Source organism: Alkalihalobacillus alcalophilus ATCC 27647 = CGMCC 1.3604 (assembly GCF_000292245.2).
GTDB lineage: Bacteria > Bacillota > Bacilli > Bacillales > Bacillaceae_D > Alkalihalobacillus > Alkalihalobacillus alcalophilus.
The window spans coordinates 1-24,573 of record NZ_ALPT02000064.1 but is presented as its reverse complement, the minus strand read 5'-3'; the positions used below and the strand labels follow the sequence as shown (position 1 = coordinate 24,573).

At 36.6% G+C, this 24,573-nt stretch carries 18 protein-coding genes and 1 pseudogene; 4 read left to right on the top strand and 15 right to left on the bottom strand.

Features of this window, described 5'->3' with window-relative positions:
* Nucleotides 1–286 precede the first annotated feature (286 nt).
* From BALCAV_RS15500 to kynU, 6 genes are all read right to left on the bottom strand, one after another.
* Nucleotides 287–520 (bottom strand): hypothetical protein, encoded by a 234-nt coding sequence (locus BALCAV_RS15500; protein WP_003321227.1) that lies wholly within the window; start codon nt 518–520, stop codon nt 287–289.
* Nucleotides 521–1,123: 603 nt separating this feature from the next.
* Entirely contained in the window at nt 1,124–2,272 is a 1,149-nt protein-coding gene (locus BALCAV_RS15495; protein WP_003321226.1) for a S8 family peptidase, read from the bottom strand.
* 508 nt (nt 2,273–2,780) lie between these two features.
* Nucleotides 2,781–4,124 (bottom strand): sodium-dependent transporter, encoded by a 1,344-nt coding sequence (locus tag BALCAV_RS15490; protein WP_003321225.1) that lies wholly within the window; start codon nt 4,122–4,124, stop codon nt 2,781–2,783.
* Between the two features lie 30 nt (nt 4,125–4,154).
* A complete protein-coding gene (kynA, locus tag BALCAV_RS15485) occupies nt 4,155–4,997 on the bottom strand; it encodes a tryptophan 2,3-dioxygenase (protein WP_003321224.1) in 843 nt (280 codons plus the stop codon).
* Nucleotides 4,998–4,999: 2 nt separating this feature from the next.
* Nucleotides 5,000–5,650, bottom strand: coding sequence for an arylformamidase (gene kynB, locus BALCAV_RS15480; RefSeq protein WP_003321223.1), 651 nt, complete (start codon nt 5,648–5,650; stop codon nt 5,000–5,002).
* The gene (kynU, locus tag BALCAV_RS15475; RefSeq protein ID WP_003321222.1) at nt 5,650–6,927 is read right to left on the bottom strand and encodes a kynureninase; all 1,278 of its coding nucleotides are present in this window, start codon (nt 6,925–6,927) and stop codon (nt 5,650–5,652) included. The genes kynB and kynU overlap by 1 nt, the downstream gene beginning before the upstream one ends.
* 160 nt (nt 6,928–7,087) lie before the next feature.
* Between kynU and BALCAV_RS15470 the strand changes: the two genes are divergently transcribed.
* Complete coding sequence (locus tag BALCAV_RS15470; RefSeq protein WP_003321221.1) at nt 7,088–7,699, top strand: TetR/AcrR family transcriptional regulator; 612 nt, start codon at nt 7,088–7,090, stop codon at nt 7,697–7,699.
* Nucleotides 7,700–7,895: 196 nt separating this feature from the next.
* Here BALCAV_RS15470 and BALCAV_RS15465 read toward each other — a convergent pair whose 3' ends face one another.
* Nucleotides 7,896–8,843, bottom strand: coding sequence for an aldo/keto reductase (locus BALCAV_RS15465; RefSeq protein WP_003321219.1), 948 nt, complete (start codon nt 8,841–8,843; stop codon nt 7,896–7,898).
* A 12-nt stretch (nt 8,844–8,855) separates the two neighbouring features.
* Nucleotides 8,856–9,854 (bottom strand): Gfo/Idh/MocA family protein, encoded by a 999-nt coding sequence (locus BALCAV_RS15460; protein ID WP_003321218.1) that lies wholly within the window; start codon nt 9,852–9,854, stop codon nt 8,856–8,858.
* A gap of 210 nt (nt 9,855–10,064) precedes the next feature.
* On the opposite strand from BALCAV_RS15460, the gene BALCAV_RS15455 reads away from it, so the two are divergent.
* On the top strand, nt 10,065–10,898 hold the full coding sequence (locus tag BALCAV_RS15455) for an AraC family transcriptional regulator (protein ID WP_003321217.1): 834 nt from the start codon (nt 10,065–10,067) through the stop codon (nt 10,896–10,898).
* Between the two features lie 98 nt (nt 10,899–10,996).
* Complete coding sequence (locus BALCAV_RS15450) at nt 10,997–12,637, top strand: glutamine--tRNA ligase/YqeY domain fusion protein (protein ID WP_003321216.1); 1,641 nt, start codon at nt 10,997–10,999, stop codon at nt 12,635–12,637.
* Between the two features lie 73 nt (nt 12,638–12,710).
* Here the strand turns inward: BALCAV_RS15450 and BALCAV_RS15445 are convergent, their stop codons facing one another.
* On the bottom strand, nt 12,711–13,019 hold the full coding sequence (locus BALCAV_RS15445; RefSeq protein ID WP_003321215.1) for a YncE family protein: 309 nt from the start codon (nt 13,017–13,019) through the stop codon (nt 12,711–12,713).
* Nucleotides 13,020–13,488: 469 nt separating this feature from the next.
* Nucleotides 13,489–14,265 carry a MerR family transcriptional regulator gene (locus BALCAV_RS15440; protein ID WP_040324099.1) on the bottom strand — a complete coding sequence of 259 codons (777 nt, stop codon included), beginning with the start codon at nt 14,263–14,265 and terminating at the stop codon, nt 13,489–13,491.
* Nucleotides 14,266–14,667: 402 nt separating this feature from the next.
* On the opposite strand from BALCAV_RS15440, the gene BALCAV_RS15435 reads away from it, so the two are divergent.
* Nucleotides 14,668–15,885 (top strand): MFS transporter, encoded by a 1,218-nt coding sequence (locus BALCAV_RS15435; RefSeq protein WP_040324098.1) that lies wholly within the window; start codon nt 14,668–14,670, stop codon nt 15,883–15,885.
* Nucleotides 15,886–16,024: 139 nt separating this feature from the next.
* On the opposite strand, the gene BALCAV_RS15430 is transcribed toward BALCAV_RS15435, so the two are convergent.
* The 5 genes and pseudogenes from BALCAV_RS15430 to BALCAV_RS15405 form a co-directional block, all read right to left on the bottom strand.
* Entirely contained in the window at nt 16,025–17,005 is a 981-nt protein-coding gene (locus tag BALCAV_RS15430) for a bile acid:sodium symporter family protein (RefSeq protein ID WP_003323350.1), read from the bottom strand.
* Between the two features lie 1,393 nt (nt 17,006–18,398).
* Nucleotides 18,399–19,346: an aminoglycoside phosphotransferase family protein gene (locus BALCAV_RS15425; protein WP_160173427.1), complete on the bottom strand. Its 948-nt coding sequence runs from the start codon at nt 19,344–19,346 to the stop codon at nt 18,399–18,401.
* A gap of 263 nt (nt 19,347–19,609) precedes the next feature.
* Complete coding sequence (locus BALCAV_RS15420; RefSeq protein WP_003323348.1) at nt 19,610–21,139, bottom strand: serine hydrolase domain-containing protein; 1,530 nt, start codon at nt 21,137–21,139, stop codon at nt 19,610–19,612.
* Nucleotides 21,140–22,510: 1,371 nt separating this feature from the next.
* Nucleotides 22,511–22,789, bottom strand: a complete 279-nt coding sequence (locus tag BALCAV_RS15415) for a DUF3986 family protein (protein ID WP_003323347.1) — start codon at nt 22,787–22,789, stop codon at nt 22,511–22,513.
* Nucleotides 22,790–23,668: 879 nt separating this feature from the next.
* Nucleotides 23,669–24,097 (bottom strand): annotated as a pseudogene (locus tag BALCAV_RS15405) (TnsA endonuclease N-terminal domain-containing protein); the annotation flags it as partial.
* Nucleotides 24,098–24,573 lie beyond the last annotated feature (476 nt).

Genomic DNA, 24,573 nt, shown 5'->3' with positions numbered 1-24,573 from the left:
CGTTGGGCTACGCCCTTCACACGCTTGAAGAGGGAGACTTCTTTCGGAAGTAAGTTAAACAATCATCCATTAAAGTTACCTCCAACAGTTTATAATGACCTATTTGTTAGGACTCGTATTGTCAATAGTTGATATTTAAAAATCTCTTTTATGTATATATTCTTCATATTTAGACAAAAACCTCCATTTTTCCAGGAAAGCCTACTATCTTATATTTAACTAGAATAGAAAAAAGAGAGCCGCACTACTCAGCTCTCTAATATTAATTATTTGCTAACTTAATTTTCTACATGAATAAATTTCCAACGTCATCAATTAACTTCTCTATCGCAATTCCTCTAGCATTGATGTTACTTTCTTCTGAATCATCCATACCAGTTTCAAGTAGTTCATCTGTTAGTATGCTACGAATATGGTTTCCACTATCGGAATCAATATTTTTCAGTTTATTTTCTATTATAGCACTATATAGTCCAGGCTCTCGTTTTAAAATTATCTCTTCTAGTAATTTTATATTCATTCGATTAATTTACCCCCTCCTTGCCGAATTCTTCTTAGCCCAAGAGCGACTCCCCTACCACCATCTCTCCCTATTGCTTAAGCAAGTCCATGTTTAGTATAGCCAAATAGTGCACCTATAAAAATAAAGGTCATAGCTATGAAGCCAATTGATGGAATTCTATTAAACAATATGGAACGCTTTTATATAGAAGAAACATCTACTGTTCAACTGTTAACAAACTGCGCAGGATACGGAAAGTTCGCAAAGGTTGGCGTACTCCCTCACCACCTAAAGCATATGTATTAAATTTCAGTCAAGTTTTAAATAAAAGATGTTACGAGGCAGAAGGTATCGCTGTCAAAGCATTATGCCCCAGTCCTGTTGCTACTGGTTTCTTTGAAGTAGCTCATTGGTTCTATAAAAAGTATAGGATTTGAATCTATAAATGAGAGAAACCAGAGTGAAGAGCTTATACTTAAGTATACCGTATTATAATTAAAGTCAAATAGTCCACACCTTGTAAAGTAGGAGGACTATTTGACACTTGCTTATTTACTTATAAGATTAACCACACAAAAGTTGTAAGTATTCCTATATGATTGAAGATCAGTCAATATAAGCTTACCTTGTTGCAGCTTCTGCATTCACAAGTCCACTGCCAAACTGGTTTGAATTCCCAAGTGAAGTGGCCGTAGACGTAAGATGTTGTCTAATTTGTGTATTAGACCAGCTTGGGTTCTTCTGCTTAACGAGTGCAGCGACCCCAGCAACATGAGGAGTAGCCATTGATGTTCCACTTAAACTTGCATATCTGTTACCAGGATACGTACTCTGAATTCCGACTCCTGGAGCTACGATATTTAAACCTGTCCCATATTGTGAAAAGCTAGCACGATTATTATTTTGATCTGTTGCACCTACCGCTAAAGCATTCGCATAACGAGCGGGATAAGAAACTGTACCAGAACCATTATTACCAGTTGCTGCTACCACTAAAACACCTGCATTTGTAGCTTGATTAACAGCTAACTCTAGTGTTTGACTTCCTACTGGACTACCTAAACTTAAATTAGCAACATGAATATTATTTTGGGCTGTCCATTGTAATCCCTGAGCAATTGAACTAACAGAGCCTGAACCATTTGCCCCTAGTACTTTCACGGCATAGAGCTCCGCATTTGGAGCTACACCAACAACACCAATCGAATTATTTAAAGCAGCAATTGTACCTGCCACATGTGTTCCATGACCATTTCCATCTTGATAGGATGGTTCACCAGGAACAAAACTTACTCCACCTCGAATATTTAAATCAGGATGTGTAGAAATCCCTGTATCAAGTACCGCTACCCGAACTCCCGTACCAGTATATCCTCTAGTCCATGCCGTAGGGGCTTGTACACGTGTAATCCCCCAAGGAGTCACTTGATTGGTAATAGTGACTTCTATATCTTCCTCAATATAAGTAATCGAAGGGTCCTTTTCTAAGTCCTTTACATCTTCTGGACTCAATTCAACTGATACAACTGGAATGTCCTCGAATTCATAAAGAAGTTCCATTTCAATTGATTCATCATTCACTTCAGCAAAAAGAGACATTTCACTTTGCCCTTTATCACTGCTTTCTACAAATTCCGTTACTTGTAGTTGATTTTCAAAACCAATTAAATACTGTTTCTTTTGTTCCTCGGCTGAGACGGATGTTGCGGTTAAAGAGATGGACAATAATAACGCGGCACTTGCCACTACCTTTGTAAATAACTTTTTCAAATAATTCTCCTCCTCAAGATTAGTTTACTAGATAAAACAAATCATTTTTCTGATTGTAGGATTCTAGTTGAAAAGGAATTCGTAGATAAAAAAGTCACCTCCCGTCTACTTTTTACAAACTAAAAAAATAGATACAAAGAAGCCAAGGTCCAATATCGATCATTCCTATGCAAGAAGTAGGTTTTAGATGTCGGAATGATCTGTATAACAAGAAAATTCAGACCATTCATAGTTGGAACCTCATATTATTACACGATAATAAAAAAGTAAATACATTATAAATATGTTTATATATGTGTGTACTTATAAATTATTACAATTTATAATGTGAATGTTCACTAGTGTTATATTAACTCTAGACATTCTTTTATTAAAATATTTAGCTTTCCACCAAGTGCTTATAGCGAGCTCCTTCGTTTTACTTATCCTTTATTCCTTTAATAAAGGTAAACTTTCCAAAAGTGTAAATTAAAAAGCTCAATCACCTAAACGATTGAGCTTTCTACGATTAAAAGATTCCTAATGAAGCAATCAGAACAATGATAATGACAAGAGGTACAACAAATCTCATTAAGAAGAGCCAGATTTTAAACAATTGACTGGAAAGGTTATTCCCACTTAAAAATTCCGCTTCCATAAGCTTTCTTTCCATTTTAAATGAAATGAATAAGGAGATTAATAGACAGCCAATTGGGAGCATGATGTTACTAACCAAATAATCGGTCGCATCGAAAATCGATAAACTAAAGATCTGAACATGCTCTAATACCCCGAAGCTTAATGCAGCTGGAATTCCACCAACAAAAACAACCAAACCTGAAATGATCGTTATTTTCTTCCTAGTGCTTACCTTCTTTTCAGTAAATGCTGAAATAATGATTTCTAGCAGACTGAAGGAAGAAGTAAGAGTAGCAAATAAAAATAGTAACAAAAATAACGCTAAGAAAATTTCGCCAAATATAATCTCAGAAAAAACAGCAGGCAACATTACGAAAAGCAAACCCGGTCCTTCCGTCGGCTCATATCCTAATGCAAAAATGGCTGGAAAGATCGCTAAACCCGCTAGGATAGAAACAAATAAATTCATCACGACAACCGAAACAGCCGCCGTCGGAATACTTTCCTTTTTATCTAAATAAGAACTATATGTAACTAGACAAGAGAAACCAACCGCTAAAGCAAAGAATGATTGCCCAAGTGCATAGAGGACACCTTCTGCTGATAAACTAGTGAAATCTGGTTGCAGGAAGAAGCGAACTCCTTCACTCGCCCCTTCTAATGTTAACGAACGAATGACTAAGATAATAAAAAAGATAAACAGCAATGGCATCAAAATATTATTTGCTCGTTCAATTCCATTTTTAATTCCAAGTGATAAAATGATAACATTCAAAATTAAGAAAATAAATAATCCAAGAATTCCTATCCATGGTGTACTAATAACCGAACCAAACAATTGAGCATAATCAGTAGTTGGTCCAATAATTTGTCCTGTCAATGATAATACGGTATAAATAAGCACCCAACCACCGACAACACAATAAAAAGAAAGAAGGAAAAAACAACCGACAACGCCTAGCTTACCAAGATGCCCCCAACGACTATTAGGAGCCAGCTTTTGATAAGCAGAAACCGCTTCTTTTTTCGACCCACGACCAATCACAAACTCGGCAATTAACATCGGTAAACCGACTAGCAATGTGCAGGCAATAAAGACGAGGAGAAAAGCTCCTCCTCCATTTGTACCTGTCACATAAGGAAATTTCCAAATAGCTCCTAAGCCAATGGCTGCTCCCGCAGATGCAAATATAAATCCAATATTAGAAGACCACTGTTCTCTTTTTTTTCCCATATTGTTCCCCCCTTAGCGTAATCCGAAAGTTTATAGTTCTGTTCGTAAATCCCACAATTCAGGGAAGAAGCGTTGATCTAGTACTTTCTTTAAATAATTAACGCCAGAAGAACCACCTGTCCCCACTTTAAATCCAATAATTCGTTCTACCGTTTTCATATGACGGAAGCGCCATTGTTGAAGCCAGTCTTCAATATCAACTAACTTTTCCGCTAGCTGATATAAGTCCCAATGCTTATCAACATTACGATATACAGCCATCCAAGCTTCCTTCACACTCTCGTCTTCTTCATACGGCTTTGAGTAATCTCGATTAAGAAGATCCACATTAATCGAAAATCCAGCTTTAGCCAAAGCTTCAATCGCAACATCATAAAGTCCAGGACTATGAAATGCATCGCTTAACTCTTTATGCAAAATCGGATCTTTTTCATAAATTTTTAAAATATGTGGTGTTTTATAACCTAGTGCAAATTCGATTTTACGGTATTGATAAGATTGAAATCCTGATGCTTGTCCAAGTGACTCACGGAATTCCATGTATTCAGCTGGTGTTAACGTTGATAAAACATCCCAAGCTTGAATAATTTGAGATTGAATTTTAGATACACGGGCTAATCGCTTAAACGATGATTGAAAATCCTCTGACTGAATCGATTCAATCGCCGCATTTGTTTCATGCAAAATTAACTTCATCCATAATTCACTTACTTGGTGGATAATGATAAAGAGCATTTCATCATGGTGGTCGGAAAGACGCTCTTGTCCTGATAAAATTTGATCAAGCTTTAAGTATTCCCCATACGTCATATTGTTCTTAAAGTCCGTATAAATTCCTTTTTCATTTGCAGTCGTTTTCGGATTTTCTGTCATCATTATTCTCCTTTTTCATCTAAAAGTAATGGGCGAATAACAGCACGAACGGGGCTGCCATCTCCCTCTTTTATAGGAAGTGGTAAAGCAATTAGTTCATAATCTCCATCTGGAACAGAATCAAGCATGACGTTCTCTAAAATCGCTATCTCATTTTTTAAAAGAGCATGATGCCCACTTAATTCTTTACTATCAGGATGATCGACCGAAGGAACATCCACCCCAATCAATTTAACCCCTTTTTTCCCTAAATAATTAGCTCCACAAGTAGTTACTGAAGGGAAATCCGCTGGAAAATGAATTGGATTATTCGGAACTAATGTCTTAACCAGTAGCCGAGTCACTCCATCTAAATTAAAATGAGAAAACATTTCTTCATTTAACATCGTAAAAGAGGAACCGTCAATCACACGAGCTTGCCCGATAAAGAGCTCAAGATCTAAATCAAGAATACGGGCACCGCTGTTATCAAAATGAAATGGGGCATCAACATGTGTCCCTGAATGGAGACTCGTTGTCATTTTTCCAATATTGACCGAACCCGTTTGTTCCTTCGTATATTCTGTTACATATTGAAATGGTGTATCTCCAGGCCAATGGGCGAGCTTGTCATCTAACGGTTGAGAAATATCGATCCATTTTGCCTCGTTCATTACGCCACGACTCCTCGCTTATTCTCGTATTTCTTATATAGTTCTTCTTTCATAATTCGTTTTAAAATTTGGACACTATTCCAAACATCTTCAAATGAATTATAAAGAGCAACTGGAGCTAGTCGGATTCCGTTTGGTGTACGGAAATCTGGAATGACACCTTCATCCTTTAATGCCCTACAGATACGAGCAGCCTCTGGATGTTCAATGTATAAATGCCCACCACGTCTATCATCTTGATCAGGGTTACGGAAAACAAACTGTTCACCTTTTAACTCTTGCTCCATTAACTCCTTCATAAAGCGAGTAAGAGCTAACGACTTTTGACGAATTTGCTCAATACCAGCTTCATGGAATAATTCCAATGAACCAATTAGAGGAGCTAGGCTGAGAACATGTGGAGTGCCCATTTGAAAAGCTCCAGCATCTTCAGCATGAGTTAACGTATGTTCCATATCAAATTGCTTTTCCTTTTTCGAACTAAACCAGCCAGCAAGACCTGGTGCTGTACCAAAATGCTTGCGGTTTACATAAAGGCTCCCAACCGATCCCGGTCCTCCGTTTAAATGCTTATACGTACACCAAAAGGCAAAATCGACTCCCCATTCGCTCAGTTCATGCGGAATCGAGCCAATCGAATGACACAGGTCAAAGCCGATGACAATCCCTCTTTGACGAGCCTCTTCTGTCAGACGCTTCATATCAAGAATCTGACCACTACGATAAAGAACACTCGGTAATAAAATAAGAGCAATCTCATCGGTCATCGCTTCAATAATGTCTTCTTCTTTTAAAGTATGACCGTCTGCACTTTTCACTTGGACTAAATGCTCTTGATAATCGAAGCCCTTTTGTTGTATTTGGCTTTGCAGGGCATAAATATCACTGGGAAAATTCAGTTCATCCGCTAAAATTTTCGTTCGCTTTCCAGCTGGTTTGTAGAAAGTAGCGACAAGCTGATGTAAGTTGGTCGTTGTGGAACCGGTTACAATTACTTCATCTTCAAAAGCCCCGACAAGTTGAGCCATTTTATCCCCTAATGATTCTGATAAATAAAACCATGGATAATTCCCTTCCGTCCAGCCATCAATCCCTAATGTTTTCCAGGAATCAATCAGTGTATGCAATGTTTTCTCAGCTCGCTTTGATAATAAACCGAGAGAATTACCATCTAAATAAATTTGATTGTCTTGTAAATAAAACTCTTCTCGAAATGAAGCTAGAGAATCTTGCTTATCTAAAGCTATTGCCGTTTCATAAGTTAATTGCCGAGTCATAATAGACCTCCTTTTTTAAACCTTTCATTTTTTCAGATAATTCATTCTGAACGTTAAAATCCTTATGCCATTACTATAAAACAATTAATGACACCATGTCAACGACTTGATGTCATTAAAATATTGTAATACACTTTAAAGAAAAAAGGAGGAGGACTTAATGAAGAAAGCGTTGTCATCTAGAGAAGAAAAAGCAGTCCAAACTCGCCTTCGAATCCTTGAAGCTGGTCGAACGATTTTTATTGAACAAGGATTTACAAAAACAACGATTTCACAAATCATCAAAAAAGCCGGTCTTGGATATGGCACCGCCTATGTTTATTTCAAAAACAAAGATGAGCTCTTAATTGAATTAGTCGATGAATTAATGAACCAATTTTATCAAGTTGCTGAGCGTTCATTTGTACCTAATACGGTTGAAGAAGCCCAGAGCTGCATTCAAGAGCAAGTCGAACTGTTTTTATCAATAGCCAAACAAGAAGCAAAAATGATGAGCGTCTTAAACGAAGCTAGAGGTGTCTCAACAGCGGTTGCTAAACGTTGGAGTGAAATTCAAGAACGATTTATTATAAGTATCACCAAAGACATTACCTTTGCTCAATCAAAAGGACTAGCCTCCAACCACCTTAACCCAGCCCTTATCGCTCGCGGGTGGTTTTATGCAAATGAAATGTTTATGTGGGAAAGTGTAACAGGTGAAAGCCACTTTTCAATACAAGAAATTAGAGAACAATTAACTTATCTTTATATGAATGGCTTGTATCATAAGTAAAGAAAAGATAAAGACTGTGATTTTAGCTTATTCACAGTCCTTGTTTTTTTACTATTGTAATTCTAAAATATAAAACCATTCACATAGACCGTAATACCTTTAATCTCTACTTGATTTCCGTAATTTGCCCAAAAAGAAAGGCATTCCTTCTCAATTGAAGCAATACCTTCACCATCCAATATCCATTTATAACCACTTATCTTTTCTCTACTAGTAAATCTACATCTTCTAACCAACGTAACTCGTCCTCTGTTAAGCGGATCTCTGAGCCTTCTAGACATGACATCAATTCATGTTCATTTTGTGCACCAATCAATGCCCCTGTCGGAAATGGTTGATTGAGCACATAAGCAAGAGCTATTTGTATAGCTGTAACCCCTTTTTCTTCCGCCAAAACTTCCGCCCGGCGGAGACGCTCCCAGTTCGCCTCATTATAAAAAACTCGAACGAGATCCTTATTACTCCGATCTTCAGGAGAAAAACGCCCTGTAAAAAAGCCTCGCGCTTGGGAAGACCATGAAAGAATTGGAATTTGTTGCTCTTTGTGCCACTTACAATCATCTGCTGCTACTGAAACGCACCCCGCCCAAAACGGTTCATTTGGCTTAGCTAAACTCAAGTTCGGACTGCTAAATGTAAAGCCAATCAGTCCTTTAGAAGCTGCATACTCGTTAGCTTCCTGAATCCGCTCGACCGTCCAATTCGACCCACCGATTGCTTTGATTCTTCCAGCTACAATATGCTCATTTAACACATCCATTATTTCACTAACAGGAACATTCGGATCATCACGATGCAGGGCATATAAATCAACATAATCGGTTCCAAGACGTTCTAAGCTTTCAAATAAATCTTTTGAAATAGCCTCCGGATTGACTCGTGGACCATTTTGATCATGATGAGCCCCTTTCGTTAAAATAATGACGTCCTCACGATTGCCTCGCTCCCGCATCCATTGTCCAATCGCCACTTCACTCTCTCCTCCGCAATAGACATGGGCTGTATCAATCGTATTCCCACCAATGGAAAAAAAGCGATCTAACACTTCACAAACGGTTTCATAATTACTTGGGCGAAAATAATCGGATCCTTGAATCAAAACAGATACTGGTTTCTCTAGACCTTGAATATGAATCGTTTTCATAGTAAAATCCTCCTACTTGATTTCAATTCGCCGACGTTCTTCGGCTGACAATAAGCATGCTTCAAGTACCTTCATATTTAAAACAGCATCTGAAGCTGGATATGGAATGGGAACATCATTACGAATCCTCTTCCCAATCGCATCTGCTTGCAATGCATATTGATTAAGCCTCGGTACTTCAACCTCTACTTTTCCATCATTCGTAATCACAAAAAAATGATCTTCCGCTGATTGCCCCGTAATAAATGCTGAAGGAACTTCAATTCGACCTTCTGTCCCAACAATTTCAAGCGTATTTCGAAAAGCTGCCCACATCCCACAATCAAAGGTCAATGAAACACCTTGATCAAATTCCAATAGTCCAGATGCCATCATATCAACATCATCATGCTCTTCAGAAAAGAAAGCATGAACGGTTGCTGCTTGCGGCTCTTTCCCTAGTAACATTCGTGCTGCACTAATGGGGTAAACACCGACATCATATAATGAACCCCCGCCCCATTCCTTTTTATACCGAATATTGCTAAAATTTTGTGCATTATTAAAGGTAAATGTCCCGTGAATTCCACGTATCTCACCAATTTCTCCTGACTCCATTATCTCTTTAATCAGCGAATAACGAGGATGGTATCGATACATAAATGCCTCAGCCAATATGACTCCTGCTTTTTCACAAGCCTTTTCCATTTCTTTCGCTTCTTCGCCATTTAAGGCTGCTGGTTTTTCACATAACACATGCTTGCCCGCTTCAGCTGCTCGAATCGTCCACTCTTTATGAAGATGATTCGGTAACGGAATGTAAACGGCTTCAATTGTTGGATCATCCAATAACTCATCATAGCTTCCATAGGCTACTGGGATCGACAACTCTTCTGCCATTTCCTCTGCTTTTTCTTTCGTTCGACTAGCAATCGCGACAACCTCTCCTGTTTCTGATTGCTGTATACCTGGAATCACTGCTTTTTTGGCAATATTCGCACTTCCGATAATCCCCCAACGAACCTTTTCCATTGTAAGCCTCCTTTTACTTAACACTATATTGCTAGTATAATAAATAAAGAATGAAATAAAAATAAAAGCTTATTGACTTACGATAAAACAATATTGCACATAAAAAAAGAAAGGTGACTTTTCGTTCATCTGCTATAACCATGCTTGTCTCTCTATTCATTCAGCAACTCTAAAATACGTTTAAATCATCATCAAAAGGAGAGCTTCCTGATGCGCAGACAAACACTCTTCCCTACATTAACAAAACACGAATATCTCATTCTCCCTGAATCGATTGGTCATTATTGGGATGATGTAGATCATTATGTAGCGAGAAAAGTAGGAACATTAAACAACTTTAGCATTCATTTTATTCTCTCAGGAACTGGTTACGTTGAAATCGATCAAGAACGCTTTTTAGTCAAAAGAGGGGATGCTTTTTTATATTTTCCGATGCAGCAGCAATGTTATTATAGTAGCGAAGAGGATCCGTGGGATATTAGATGGGTCCACTTTTACGGAGACCACCTTCAATCGTTTCTTTCTGAAAAAGGATTTCAACGATTTATCTTGTGGAAAGCTCAAAAAATCGCTCATTTAGAAGCTGCCCATGAACATCTTCTTCATAAGGCAGAGCAACATTGCTTACTACAGCTCTCACAAATTTCAACTGCTACTTATGCTTTTCTACTCGAATTCATCACAAATGTTCAGCCCAAACATTTAGGAGAAAAAACCGAATTAGATGATCGAATTCATACCCTTTTGCCACAAATGCAAAGCAAAGCATGTGAACCATTTGAATTGGATTATTGGGCAAATGAAGCACAAGTTAGTACCTACTATTTTTGTCGATTATTTAAACGGGCGACACAGATGACACCGATGGCCTTCATTACATTATGCAGGTTACAACGCAGCAAACAATTATTACTTAAAGATAATAAGATGACGGTTAAAGAAATTGCCGAACGATCCGGCTATACAAGTATTAGTTATTTCAACAAACGTTTTCTTGAACATGAAGGAATAACGCCTACTGAATATCGCCAAATGTATCATTAAACGTACATTTGCTCATACAATGACTTGTGATACAATATGTTCAACAGATAATATGGAAAAATGATGCACATAGAATTTTAAAGATAGGATGATACAAAATGGAAAATTCCAATTTTCTACGGAGCTTAATAAAAAAAGACTTAGAAACAAAGAAGCGAGACCATGTCGTCACTCGATTCCCTCCAGAACCAAACGGCTACCTACATATTGGACATGCGAAATCGATTGTGATCAATTTTGGCTTAGCTAATGATTTCAACGGGAAAGTGAACCTTCGTTTTGATGATACGAACCCCCTTAAGGAAGACAGCGAGTATGTCAAGGCCATTAAAGAAGATATCGAATGGTTAGGTTATAAATGGGATGACCTTTTCTTTGCTTCGGATTACTTTCAAGAAATGTATGATCGAGCTGTTCTACTCATTAAAAAGGGAAAAGCCTATGTTGATGATTTGTCCCAAGAAGAAATTCGTGAATATCGTGGAACGTTAACAGAACCAGGTAAGGACAGTCCTTATCGAAATCGCTCCATCGAGGAAAACCTTAAACTTTTCGAACAAATGCGTAACGGGGAGTTCGGTAACGGTGAAAGAGTTTTACGTGCCAAAATCGACATGAGTTCACCAAATATCAATTTGCGTGATCCGATCATTTATCGAATTGCTCATGCGACACATCATAACACTGGCGATGCATGGTGCATTTACCCAATGTATGCTTTTGCTCATCCGTTAGAGGATGCGATTGAAGGCGTAACTCACTCCTTATGTACGACTGAATTTGAAGATCAACGCCCACTTTATAATTGGGTAGTCGCTGAATGTGAGATGGAGCATATTCCTGAACAAACGGAATTCGGACGCTTAAACATTACAAATACGGTTATGAGTAAACGAAAGCTGAAACAACTTGTAGACGAAAAAATCGTCGATGGCTGGGATGACCCACGAATGCCAACGATTTCTGGATTAAGACGGAGAGGGTATACACCTGAGGCGATCCGTACATTTGTAAACGAAACAGGAGTCTCTAAAGGCTCAGGAGAAGTCGATTCGCAAATGTTAGACTACTTTGTACGTGAAGATTTAAAATTGAAGGCTCCACGTACGATGGGAATCATTCGCCCATTAAAAGTTGTGATTACGAATTATCCAGAAGGACAAGTTGAAATGCTTGATGCCGAAATCAATCCAGAAAATCCTGAAATGGGCATGCGTCAAATCCCATTTTCCAGAGAAATTTACATTGAACAAGAAGACTTCATGGAGAACCCTCCGAAAAAATATTTCCGCTTATTCCCAGGTAACGAAGTTCGTTTAAAACACGCCTACTTCATTAAGTGCGAAGACGTCATTAAGGACGAAGAAGGAAATGTGATCGAAATTCATTGTACGTACGATCCTGAAACAAAAAGCGGGTCTGGATTCACCGGAAGAAAAGTAAAAGGAACGCTTCATTGGGTCGAAGCCTCACAAGCGATACCAGCTGAATTCCGTTTATATGAGCCACTCCTTTTAAACAATGAAGAGGGCACGGAAAAGAACTTCCTTGAGCAAATCAACCCCCAATCTTTACAAGTCCTTCAAGGCTTTGTTGAACCAACAATGAAGGATGTTCAAGCACAAGAGAAGTTTCAATTTTTCAGACATGGTTACTTTAATGTCGATCCAAAAGACACAACACCGGAAAAACCCGTTTTTAATCTCATCGTTTCATTAAAAAGTTCGTTTAAACTTTAAAACATAAAGCCCTTGAAAAAGTCATCGCTTTTTTAGGGGCTTTTTTTTATCTGCTTACTGTGCTCATGTGTAACTAAGGATTCACTCCAATACCCCATGGTTCATTTCCAACCGGAACCGTGGCAATCACCGTATTAGTTATTCCCTCAATGACTGAGACACTATTATCATTTGTATTGGCGACATAAATCGTGTTCGTATTTGGATTTACTCCCACTCCACGTGGGGAAGCCCCAACAGGTACCGTAGCCACCACCGTATTTGTTAGTCCACTAATCACTGAGACATTATTGTTATTAATATTTGTAACATAAATCATGTTCGTATTTGGGTTCACTCCGATCCCATAAGGAAAATCACCAACTGGTATAGTTCCTATCACGTTATTTGTGTCTCCATCAATCACCGTAGCAAGCACAGTGTTTAGCGAATTACATGAATAGACTTTCTAAAAAAATTCTCGCTAAGTCCGGTTCGTATAAAACAAAAAATAAGCTGAATCCCTTATTAGATTCAGCCTAACTATAAGTAAACTTTCATATTAAATAAACGTTTAATGAATAGTTTAAGCAGCTATCGTTTCTTTTTTTACAGTTGAATTCTCCCTAAACCAACTCATTATAATACTCTAAAAGGTATTTAATAATTTATTGAATCCAGTCTGAACGATTGAATGAAGGTTGAGTACATAGCGCTTTCCTGATTTCCCCTTCTCTCTTTCATCTACTTTGGATACTGAATTTTTAGTTGGGGAGATCAGTAGGTTTGAAATAAAGTTTGATCAAAGATACCTCACCAACTCACATCTTACGTTAAATTAGAAGAACCCGTAAAAAGTTCCCCCTGTTACCTTACTTATTATTATCTTTATCGCTACTATTTTCTTTATCATCATAATACGCTTTCATTTCTTTATAAATATATCTAGCGATGTCTTCAGGAAAATAATTATTAAACTCATGATTGTGTTTGGAAAGAAAATGATCATCATCAGTAAGACTTAAAAAGCTTTTACTCGCTGGAAATAAGTTATCCATTTTATTTAGAATTTCTTGTATTTTGTTTCTGCTTGTAGAATCATTAGACTGAATAGCCTTTCTAATCGCTTGAATTAAATGCCATGTTTCTCTATCCATTTTCTTCTTATATTCTGGATCATGAAGCAACTTTATTTCTTTCATGAGCTGCTTGTCAGCTATAAAATGTTCTTCCCATACTTGGATTTGTGATTTTTCCCGTCTAAATAAATCAAGCATAATAAAAGCAAATTCATTTAATTCTTCCTCAGAAATCCCTTCAATGGTGTATAGCCGCTCCATCCTCGTAATTACTTCTAACTTATCATTTAATTCCGCTTGTTTTTTTTCAATTAACTGCTTCTGTACCCGCAATAACTCTCGATTTTTTAACTTCTGGTTAGTCATTTGTTCTTTTATTTCATTTAAAGATAAACCAAAATGTTTTAAAATCATTATTTGCTGAAAAAGTTCCCAATCTAATCGTGTATATACTTTTCGCCCATTTTTATTCAAATTTTTCGGAGTAAGCAACCCGATTTTATCGTAGTACCGTAGTGTTCTCACCGTTGAACCTACTAATTTTGCAAACTGACCAATTGTTACTTCCATGTGAAGACCTCCCTCCTTACTGAATTATAAACTGTTACGTAAGGTCACAATCAATACACTTGTTAATCGTTTTACTAATATAAGTTAACGAAACTAAAATGGCGTTTTTTTTATTACTCAACTTTCGCAGCGTATAATTGACCCTTAATCGTTGACAGTCTGAACACATCTCTTCGTAGGCTGTTGAAAGAATCTGTTCACTAAAAGAAGCGCTTCGGCTGTCGCTACCAAAACCATACTCCGCGTCCTGCAGGACGCGGAGTGTCTGTTTGGGAGCGACCGCCGGAGGGCCTATTATTTTTTTCTTGATGCGAAAGTTGAGTTATTAGAAAAAGCTTGCTTACGACATTACGTCACAATCTATGATTGGATATGTATTAAATTTGAGGAGGAAGGTTATGTATGGAACAACAATCATTAATTAGAAATAGACCTTTTATCTTTCTATTTCTCGGGAGTTTTTTGGCGATTATTGGTTTTAGTATGTTTTTCATGACAACCACTTGGTTTGTCATTTCTGATTTAGGTTCTGCTAGCTCATTGGGCATTATACTTATTGCCGTTACTGTGCCACGTATTCTCATGATGGCATTTGGTGGAGTTCTTGCTGATAAATTCAAGAAGACGACCATTATGTTCAGTACGAGTTCCATCCAAGGAGTTCTTCTCGTTATCATCTTTTTATTGAACAATGCCAATCAGTTAACATTTGGATACTTGATAATTTTGGGATTCTTTTTTGGAACATTAGATGCTTTTTCTGGACCAGCAGGAACATCCTTAATCCCGAAAATAGTCCAGAAACACCAAATAAAACAAGCAAATGCCGCTATTCAAGGATTGGGTCAGCTTGGTTTTGTTATTGGACCTATTATAGCTGGGAGTGTCATGGAATTTGGTGGCGTAACAGCGGGTTATTTAGTCTCGGCTATTATTGTTCTTTTCTCTGCCTTTTTTATGTTTCCACCTTTCTTAAAAGAAGGTCCCGTAGACAATACAATAAAACAAACACCGCTTAAAGATCTCATAGAAGGATTTTCCTATGTAAAAGCAAGTAAATTTTTAATGACAGGTATTCTTATTTTAATTACGTTAAACTTCTTTGCTTTCGGAGCGATATCGATTGCCATTCCGATTTTAGTGGAAACGTATGGAGGGACACCGATTAATCTTAGTTACATTGAAGCTGCTTTAGGCGTGGGGATGCTAGTAAGTACAGCCATAATTGGTGTAGTCAAAATTCGTCGTCGGGGATTCACCTCGATTGCTGGATTAATTGCCACATTAATCGTCGCTATAGCCTTTAGTCAAATTCCTAATTTGTATATTTTGACAACATTGGCGTTCTTAATTGGATTTACCATGACATTTGTTTCAATCCCCTTTTTCACTTCCGCCCAAGAAGATACGGATCCCCGTATTATGGGGAGAGTCATGAGTATTGTCTTCTTAGCAATGAACGGGTTTGATCCGCTTGCCTATGCAAGTGTAACTTTACTCGTTTCTAGAGGATTTGATATTCAATTAATCATTTTATCCTTCTCTATTGTTGGATTAATGATTGCTCTTGCTATTTTGTGGTTAGGTCAGACGTATAGAAACTACAAGTCTAACTATTAATTTCCCTTCCAGAAAACACCCCTTTAGATAATCATGTCTAAAGGGGTGTTTCTACCTTTTATAACTCTACTCTTAAGCCTAATTCTCAACCGTGAAGTTTATTTAATAAGTTTCCTAAAAAAGCTCTTTCTCAGATTTCCTAAACGACTTTGTCCTTCTCTGGCTGACTGCTCTGATTTATTTGTTGGTCATCTACTATTTCATTCCGTGACCAGTAAGTAGCTAGTATCGTTCCCGTGAAATTATGCCAAGCGGCACCAATAACACTTGGAATCGCTGCAAAAGGGGTTAAATGAGCAGTCGCCAAGGTTGCTCCAAGCCCTGTGTTTTGCATGCCAATCTCAATAGAGACCGCTCGCCGTTGACTAGGTGACAGTTTAAAGGCAGCAGCTGCTGCGTATCCAAGAGTTAACCCAGCAGCATTATGCAAGATAACAGCTAAAAAGACGATGAGACCCGCTTCCATTAACGTGGCTTGATTAGCTGCCACTACAGCAGACAAAATCGCGAGCACAGCTAATACTGAAACAAGTGGCATTCCTTTCTCTGCCTTTAAGGAAAAGCTCGGCAGGAATTTTTTAATAATAAGACCTAGTGAAACCGGTATAATAATCACTTGAACAATCATCGTAAACATATCCCAAAAATGAACGGGCATCCATTGGTTCGCCAATACATATAAAATAGCTGGTGTTGCTAACGGTGCAACCAAAGTAGAAAAGGATGTCATCGTTATCGATAAAGGCAAATCTCCTTTGGCAAGGTACACCATCACATTGGAAGATGTCCCTCCTGGAACCGATCCTAATAATACTAATCCAGCGGCTAACTCAGCAGGAAGATTTAAAAGGTAGGCAATCGCAAAGGCGGTTAAGGGCATAATTGTAAATTGAGCAATTAAGCCTAAAACAACTGGTAACGGATGCTTAGCTACCATCTTAAAATCAACTGGTTTTAACGTCATCCCCATTCCGAACATAATGATACCTAGTAAAATGGGTACATAACTGCTTATCGGTAAAAAAGGTTCTGGAACAAAGAATGCCAGCACACTCGCCCCAATAACAAGAAAAACAAAATATTTCCCCGCAAAACTGCTTATCGCCTCTAGTAATTTCATGATAGTCACCCCAACATATTATTAACAATATAACCATTATCGAAAGGACAATTGTATACTGTATATGAACACAATGAACCTATTATAACGGAGGAGATAAAATAGTTCAATTATTTGTTTGTTTTTTTAGAATTTTCATTCGAACAGATCCGACAGTAATAAAGGAAGTTGTTTTCGAATACCAACAAAAAAATCAGTATATTCTCGTTCCAAATTAGATAAGTATTCGTACTACCTATTCGTTTTTAAGACCTTTTAAGCGAGTGGTTCTTCCCAATGAGGAAACATCTTGAATACTAAAATGACACTTAAGCACATCGTTCTTTCCTGCGTTTTTCTTCTCTCTTTCTTCCACTTCAGATACCAACTTTTTAACAGGAGGTACCGACTCTGTAGCAGAGGGAAGGAGATTTTAGCAAGGGTATAAATAACCAATCTTTTTCATATCCATACAGATATACATAGATTGCACTCCCACTAACGAGCAGAATAGTTCAATAATTATTAACATTAAATTCCATGTGTGTTAACATTTTATTAGGCGAATATTATCTTGGAGGTTTGTAAATTGACTAAAAAAACTCGCACGATTATTACACTTGTAGGTAGTTTACTTATTTTCGCTGTGGGCATGTTTAGAATCCTTACTGAATCACTTACTTCAACACCTTTGTTTGTTGCATATATCTTGCGATTGCTGGTCTAATTGGAGTAGTGGCAAACTGGAGGATTTTGAGAAAATTACAAATGAATTAACAACGTCGAAAAACGATTACATTAGCAAATACCCATATTTTGAAGAGGTCTATTTTATCCCTAGACCTAATAAGTGGTTCAAAACGTACTTAATGGCGGAGGATAAAATTATAGAACGAAGATATATAAAGAATAAGAGCGAAAGTTGGCTATATAACCGGTCAATCGACTCGGTCTGATAACTCAATTAACCAGCACAACCGAAATATATCAAAAGAGCTACAAGACCAAAAACAATAATCAAGTTAAAAACAAAACGAATTATACTAACTATACCAAAGACAAGAGAGATTACCAACGAAACTGCAAGGTGCTACAAATTTTAGTTATCATAACAAAATTAGAAATGTATACAGATGCATCTTTAATGAAACGAGACCACCACACATTAATTCAAATTCACCCCAATTACCCTTATGGTGTAAGGTTTAGAAGTGATTGAATCGGTTCGAGAAATCATTCTTATATCTAAATAAAAAAACAGCTCAGCCGTTAATTGACTGAGCTCTTCTAAACATTATTTTTCAAGTAAGAACTTTATTTCAAAACAACAGTATGTTGGTTTGAAATAAAGTTTGATCATTTTCTACCTAATTTTGTTCAACAATCGAGCAATTTTCATGAATCAGTAAACCTACTATGAGCTAATCTTTTTCCAAGCTTCTGCTACCTTAAGCATGTTGCGGCCGAATTGTTCTTGGTCACTTTTGATTAAAAATAAACCTGTAGAGACCGATTGAATGTATCCCCATTCCCATATCCCTTGCGTGTCTACGCCGGTTAATTGTCCAAGTAAAGCACAACGCTTTTTGCCAATTTCTAAAGGATCTTCTATTAATTCATCGAGCCACTCTCGCATGAGGACACCTAAGTCGTAGGATGGTTCGCCTATCAAACCATCAGGGTCAATCAATTTAAATGAAGGATGAGTCTTAGTTAAGTCCTGAAGAACATTTCCATGATGAGCATCCCCATGAACCAAAACAGCTTTTGTGAAGTCTATATTGGTTAATCGAGATTCTAAAAATGTGAGCGATTGATCGATAAGTGCCTTTGAACATGGCTTTCCAAGGTTATTCCAGAGTTCCGGTATAAAATTCGTAAACCATTTAATAAGCTCATCAATCGATTGTAGTTGATGGGGCTGTTGTATAGGCTGCCATGAGCGTTTAAGCAGCGAACAGATAATTTCCATTTCTTCTTTAGTAGAATACCCTAGTTGATGCAAAGGTGGACCCAAACGTTCCAATAAGATAGCTCTTTGACTCAGCTCTGCTTTGATTAGCCGTACATAGCCGTCTCCGTTTGCAACCCGTAGAGCTGTAACTTCTTGCTCAAATACTGAGTTTCCTTCCATCTGGGGCATCATTAATTTTAGAATAGCGTTATTGCCGTCTTGAGTAGTAACTTCAGCTACAAAAGCTTCCGAGCCACCTTCAAGCGTTTGTTCTACACGTATGCCCCATCTCTGTTCCAAATCATCGATCATATCCTTTAAATGATGCAACCATTTTTCACCTTCATCACCTAAGCTTTTCGCTTTTTGTTGAACAAATTGTGGAACAAGTTCATTTTTTCCATCCATCATCTTTCTTTCCTTTCTTATTTTAAAACGTATTAGAACCAGTTCCCCAACCTTCTTTAATCCACTTCTCAATTTTAGGTGTTCTTCTCTCCATAAAAACACCCCTTCAGACAATCATATCCAAAGGGGTAAATCGGTGCAAATTTTTTATAAACAGCACAACTTTATTTCAAACCTACTGTTCACGGACATTAATGTTAGTAACTAAAATTCATCAAAACAATCGGACTTTCTAAAACATCTGAAGTGCCTTACAGAGATTATCACAAATTATTAAACAAAAACCTTTTCTTCATCGATCTCTTCAATACATGTTTACGTATCTCCCTCTCCCTTATGTATAGTTGTAAAACTGCTAATATTGTTCTAATAAAGACAGATGTGACGAGTAGGATTACAATAAACGGATCAATGAACCATAAAATCAGTACCGAAATCTTGCTCAAAAGAAACGCTCCACTCACTAAAACAATGGATATGAGCACTTTTGATAAAAGAACTTTCTTATTTGAATACGTAGTAACTATTAACTCCTTCTTAATAAAAGCAGAAACTAAATTAACTATGACACTTAATGACCAACATAAAATCAATATTGAGAGAGCATACACCGTCGCCATTACAGTATGCCTTAATTGATCAAACTGGCGTTCGATCCCAAAGTTTGTATAGTACCAAGCACTAACTAATTCATTTAACAAATAAGTACCGTTATTTCCATTCGTTAATATAATAAGCCCATTTCCTGTTTGTGGTTCCATCGAAAAATGTGCTTTCCAACCGTTGTTACTTCCATCATGTGTAACGATTATACGGTTATTTGCGTGATTAATAAAATGACCTAATGCCGCCTCATCATTAATAAAGCTTTCAAAACCTCTAACTTCTAAAATAGGGCTAAACATCTCTTGAACCGTGTCAGCTTCTAAAATCCCCGATCTGTGAAAGCTATTGATTTCAGCAATGATAAACTTATTCATGTCTTCTATCGTTGTATAAAGTCCGGCCGCTGCTTTCTCGGTAAATATGTAGTTTGGTAACAACTGTAGTTTTACATCGTAAGCTTTCGCTGTCTTATCTTGGAGATGATCATCCCATTGAAAACTACTATTTTCCATTCCTAACGGTGCAAGAACAACTTCATTTAGATATGAATGAAAGTCTTCTCCTATTACTTCTTCGATCATGAGTTGCAGTAAGTTATAACCACCACCTGAATAGCTATACCGTGCTCCAGGTTCATTTTCTAATTCAACAGGTTTTGAACCTCCACCAATCCCACTAAGTGATTGCTCTAAAGTAGGCAGCTGTGTATTGGACTCGTAGCCAGGATAACCTCCACCGACAGATAGCCCTGATGTATGACTTAATAACCCTCGCACTGTTATCGCTTTTGGGTCATATTCACTTTCAGGTAGCTGCCATCTTGTTATATAATTCTCAATAGGATCATCTAAATGGATGAGACCATCCTCCACCAATTTCATCACACCAAGTGCTGTCACTGATTTAGAAATCGAAGCAACTTGAAACACAGTGTTTTGATCAACTTTCCTTTTAACGTCAAGATCCGCATAACCGAACGTACCTATCCATGTAACTTGGCCATCTTCTAGCACAGAAATTGCTGCCCCAGGAATATTACTTTTACTTAGTAATTTTTCAGTTTTTGTTTCTACGTCTTTAATCAATTTATCAAGATCGGTTGTTCTAGTTAGATCGTTATGATTCAAAGAAAATGCAATAGTAGTGATGATTGCCAATATAAGAAAAGTGATGGCTTTTCTTTTCATAGATAACCTCCAAATTTATCAAGATATAAATATTTTATTACTATTCTGCAAATTTCCCTTGTAATTTCCAAAAATGTCACAATTCGTTCATCATTTGTACGAATTCAAGATCCACTGTGACAACCCAAATTTTAAATAATGGATGAATCGTTATTAGTTTATGCTTTCGAATTAAGAAAAATAAAGTTTAATCTTAATTGTTTGTTGCGTAATATTTAGTCTACTATGTACCACTAGACTCATCCTGAACGGTTTACAAAACCCTGGCCATATTGAAAATCAATCAACTTTTATAACATTTTTTATATGCTTTATCACCAGAAGGATTTCAGTGGTAAACTAGTCTGTCATTCTTCGGTACAGTTTTTGTCATTTAGTGGTAAGTGCTATGTCAGAGGTGGTACATATCAATGGCTGTAATCAGTTCTAAAGATTGTCCATACCCATTCTTAATTCGGTTACTGTCCCCCTGCTAAAAAGCTCTTCCCTAAAACATCCGTTTTCTCCTTCTTTTTTCTACTCTTGACTGAATTGAATATTCCGACAATATTAAAAAGTTCTTCCGTAAATAGAAAGTAGAAACAAGGGAAAAGACGAGAGAACAATAAGAGAAACACCTGAAAAGAAATAGAGAAAAGAAGAAGATAAGGGAAAAGATCGTTGAAAGTCTTATTGGAGAAGGGATTGGACAAGGATTGAGGAAAGAAAAAAGACTGGACCCGTATTGAATCCAGCCTCGAATTTTGATTGATTTTACGATTAAATATAAGTTGCGTTCATCGTGCGTTCCTACGTTTTCTCTTCGCTCTTTCTTCCACTTCAGGTACCAACTATTTAACAGTAGGTATCGACCTTTTAGCGTGAGGAAGGAGAAAGAGACAGGGAGATAACAGTTTGTAGCTTTGGAATAAAGTTTGATCAAAGACATTCCACAAAACCATATCTTACATTAGATGTAAAGAACCTGTTTTGAAAAAAGATGGTTCAAAATGTATACTCCCTTAGTGAAGTAATGTGCAATTTTTATAAAAAAGTTTGATCAAAAGATTTCAAAAAACTTATATAGTAATATTGACTTAATAAATCATACTCAGAAACGGTGTAACTTTATTTCAAACCTACATACATCATTTCACGCCACGATATCCATTGTTGTATGTAAAAATAATAATAGCATTCCCATAGTGAGTCTCTTAACCGTATTCACTGGCTCTATCATCCACAATGCTCAAAAGTCACACCTTTACCACTAAGCTTTTCCCCTTACTTTGTTCTATATTTTTGCAACTAAAGAAGATATGATCCCCAAATGTGTCATGGGAATCATATCTTCTTGGGTTTTTTTTCAGTAACTTTATACAGAATAATTATTTAGATAATAGATTCTGACTTTAAAAAATCAATAAATATATTATTTGCAATTTCATCTGTAAACTCTGCTTCAGTAATCTGAACAATCTCCACTAAACATCCGAATTGCTCAACTTTCGGGTATTTACTTTCATTACTTATTTTAATATTAAAGTCATGAAAATTAAAAAATAAACACCAAATATCTTTTTTATGAACCTTAAGAAATATACCTTCTAAATCAAAACCTTTTTCATAAAATCCAGCATGCATATGCATTTCATCAACAAACTTTAACATTTAATCACCTTACTTCAAAAAATTGTATAATGATTTTTAAATTAGGAGGAACATGATAATGAAGAACATTTTTTCCACCTGTTTTAATCGGAAAGTAGTCTAACCTAAATACAACAGATTCGAACTCTAGCTGAAAATGAAAATGTTACGTTATTAAATAATTATTTCGCTGATTTAAGACGATGCAATATTTTCATATTCAAGCATGGAACAGGGCATAGTAGTGGCGTCAAATTGCAAAAAGAAACTTTATTACAGGCTCAACCCAAGTTAATAAAGAAAGAGGATCTTGGTATTACTCTCAATAATACCAAGAACCAAGTGGTTGAGTATTTGGAACGTTACCTTTATATCGAAAATGGCAAAGTAATAAAGGAGTTCTCGTCAGAAGAATTTTATGCCATAATCGATTATGCCAAATCTCATAACTTAGTATAAAAGAACAAGCTATGATGTCAAAAGCTAAATAGTATTGTCTTTGAATAAGTTTGTGATGTGTTCAAGGTATAATAACAGATATTTGATAGAGTAAAAGAAAATTAGTTATCTTTTTTATAAAAATGTCTACAAACCAAAATCTAAGTCCGTATAGCTTGATTAATTTATGTTTAAAATGTAATGGTATCTGGTATTATAAAGTCGGCATTTATAGCAAACTTTATTCCAAACCAAGTCATGTTAAAAACTGTCTGCTGTTCTCAGCTAGACAATTTTTCCATTTGTGTTCTTCGTAAAATAAAATTCCAAAGAAAAACTCAACCTATGTATTTCGAACGATATTTGTTTGAGATGTGTGGGTTTTTCTTATTATAAGCTCAATGTTCGTAGTCATTTTGTTTAAATGAGTATTTTATATTTGTTTGTTCGTAAAAAATGCAATTTTTTCAGTAATTTATGACAATCCTTCATTTTTATTGTACGGGCTACCTCAAACACGCATTGTCCTTTATCAACTGTTAATAAAAAATCCGTTGTCATAACAATTTGAACGCCTGTTTTCGGATCAGCTGGGTGTTTAATCCCAAGCTCTTCAGCAATGACAATCGTCTCTTCTTGTGGTAATAAAGGAAATTGTTCACGAATATCTACAATAACATCGGAAAATTCAGTTAAATAAAAGTAATTCCGTTCCAAATCTGATAAAAACCCATGTTGTCTTCCGGTTTTTATACCTTTTAATCTGGTTGACCGACCTAATGAGGAAACATCTTGAATTTTAAGCGAAGGCTGATAATCTGCCCCACTGCCCGTTCCCCGACCTTCTTTAATCCACTTATCAATTTTAGATGTTCTTTTTCTTTTCGACACAAAAACACCCCTTTAGATAATCATATCCAAAGGGGCAAAGCTTCGAAACTTTTTTATAAACGTCGCGACTTTATTTTAAACATCGCATCTTTTTTATAAACATCGCATCTTTTTTATAAACATCGCGACTTTATTTCAAATCTACTGTGGATTTTAATATAAAATGGCATAAAAAATAAAGTTTTTCAGGGGTATTTGTAATATAAATATGTCACTTTATTGAAGTAAATATGGCATAAGTTTGTTTATTTTTAATTTATTTTGTCCTTTCATGTTCTTCGTGATTACAGCCACTTGATTTTACCACCCTTGCCATGTTTTTTACCACCGAATGCCAAGGAATTTACCATACATCGCCATTGGATTTACCAATCGATGAAAAAAGCCCAACAGAATAATAAGAAGCCAAAATATGCATTTGAGTGAATAAAACAATGCATACTTTGGCTTCATTGTAATTTAAGATTGTTTTACTT

What these genes read in the sequence shown, in the direction of transcription:
- BALCAV_RS15500 (WP_003321227.1), bottom strand. Translation starts at nt 520, where the DNA reads ATGAATATAAAATTACTAGAAGAGATAATTTTAAAACGAGAGCCTGGA.
- BALCAV_RS15490 (WP_003321225.1), bottom strand. Translation starts at nt 4,124, where the DNA reads ATGGGAAAAAAAAGAGAACAGTGGTCTTCTAATATTGGATTTATATTT.
- kynA (WP_003321224.1), bottom strand. Translation starts at nt 4,997, where the DNA reads ATGACAGAAAATCCGAAAACGACTGCAAATGAAAAAGGAATTTATACG.
- kynB (WP_003321223.1), bottom strand. Translation starts at nt 5,650, where the DNA reads ATGAACGAGGCAAAATGGATCGATATTTCTCAACCGTTAGATGACAAG.
- kynU (WP_003321222.1), bottom strand. Translation starts at nt 6,927, where the DNA reads ATGACTCGGCAATTAACTTATGAAACGGCAATAGCTTTAGATAAGCAA.
- BALCAV_RS15470 (WP_003321221.1), top strand. Translation starts at nt 7,088, where the DNA reads ATGAAGAAAGCGTTGTCATCTAGAGAAGAAAAAGCAGTCCAAACTCGC.
- BALCAV_RS15465 (WP_003321219.1), bottom strand. Translation starts at nt 8,843, where the DNA reads ATGAAAACGATTCATATTCAAGGTCTAGAGAAACCAGTATCTGTTTTG.
- BALCAV_RS15460 (WP_003321218.1), bottom strand. Translation starts at nt 9,854, where the DNA reads ATGGAAAAGGTTCGTTGGGGGATTATCGGAAGTGCGAATATTGCCAAA.
- BALCAV_RS15455 (WP_003321217.1), top strand. Translation starts at nt 10,065, where the DNA reads ATGCGCAGACAAACACTCTTCCCTACATTAACAAAACACGAATATCTC.
- BALCAV_RS15450 (WP_003321216.1), top strand. Translation starts at nt 10,997, where the DNA reads ATGGAAAATTCCAATTTTCTACGGAGCTTAATAAAAAAAGACTTAGAA.
- BALCAV_RS15440 (WP_040324099.1), bottom strand. Translation starts at nt 14,265, where the DNA reads ATGGAAGTAACAATTGGTCAGTTTGCAAAATTAGTAGGTTCAACGGTG.
- BALCAV_RS15435 (WP_040324098.1), top strand. Translation starts at nt 14,668, where the DNA reads ATGGAACAACAATCATTAATTAGAAATAGACCTTTTATCTTTCTATTT.
- BALCAV_RS15430 (WP_003323350.1), bottom strand. Translation starts at nt 17,005, where the DNA reads ATGAAATTACTAGAGGCGATAAGCAGTTTTGCGGGGAAATATTTTGTT.
- BALCAV_RS15425 (WP_160173427.1), bottom strand. Translation starts at nt 19,346, where the DNA reads ATGGATGGAAAAAATGAACTTGTTCCACAATTTGTTCAACAAAAAGCG.
- BALCAV_RS15420 (WP_003323348.1), bottom strand. Translation starts at nt 21,139, where the DNA reads ATGAAAAGAAAAGCCATCACTTTTCTTATATTGGCAATCATCACTACT.
- BALCAV_RS15415 (WP_003323347.1), bottom strand. Translation starts at nt 22,789, where the DNA reads ATGTTAAAGTTTGTTGATGAAATGCATATGCATGCTGGATTTTATGAA.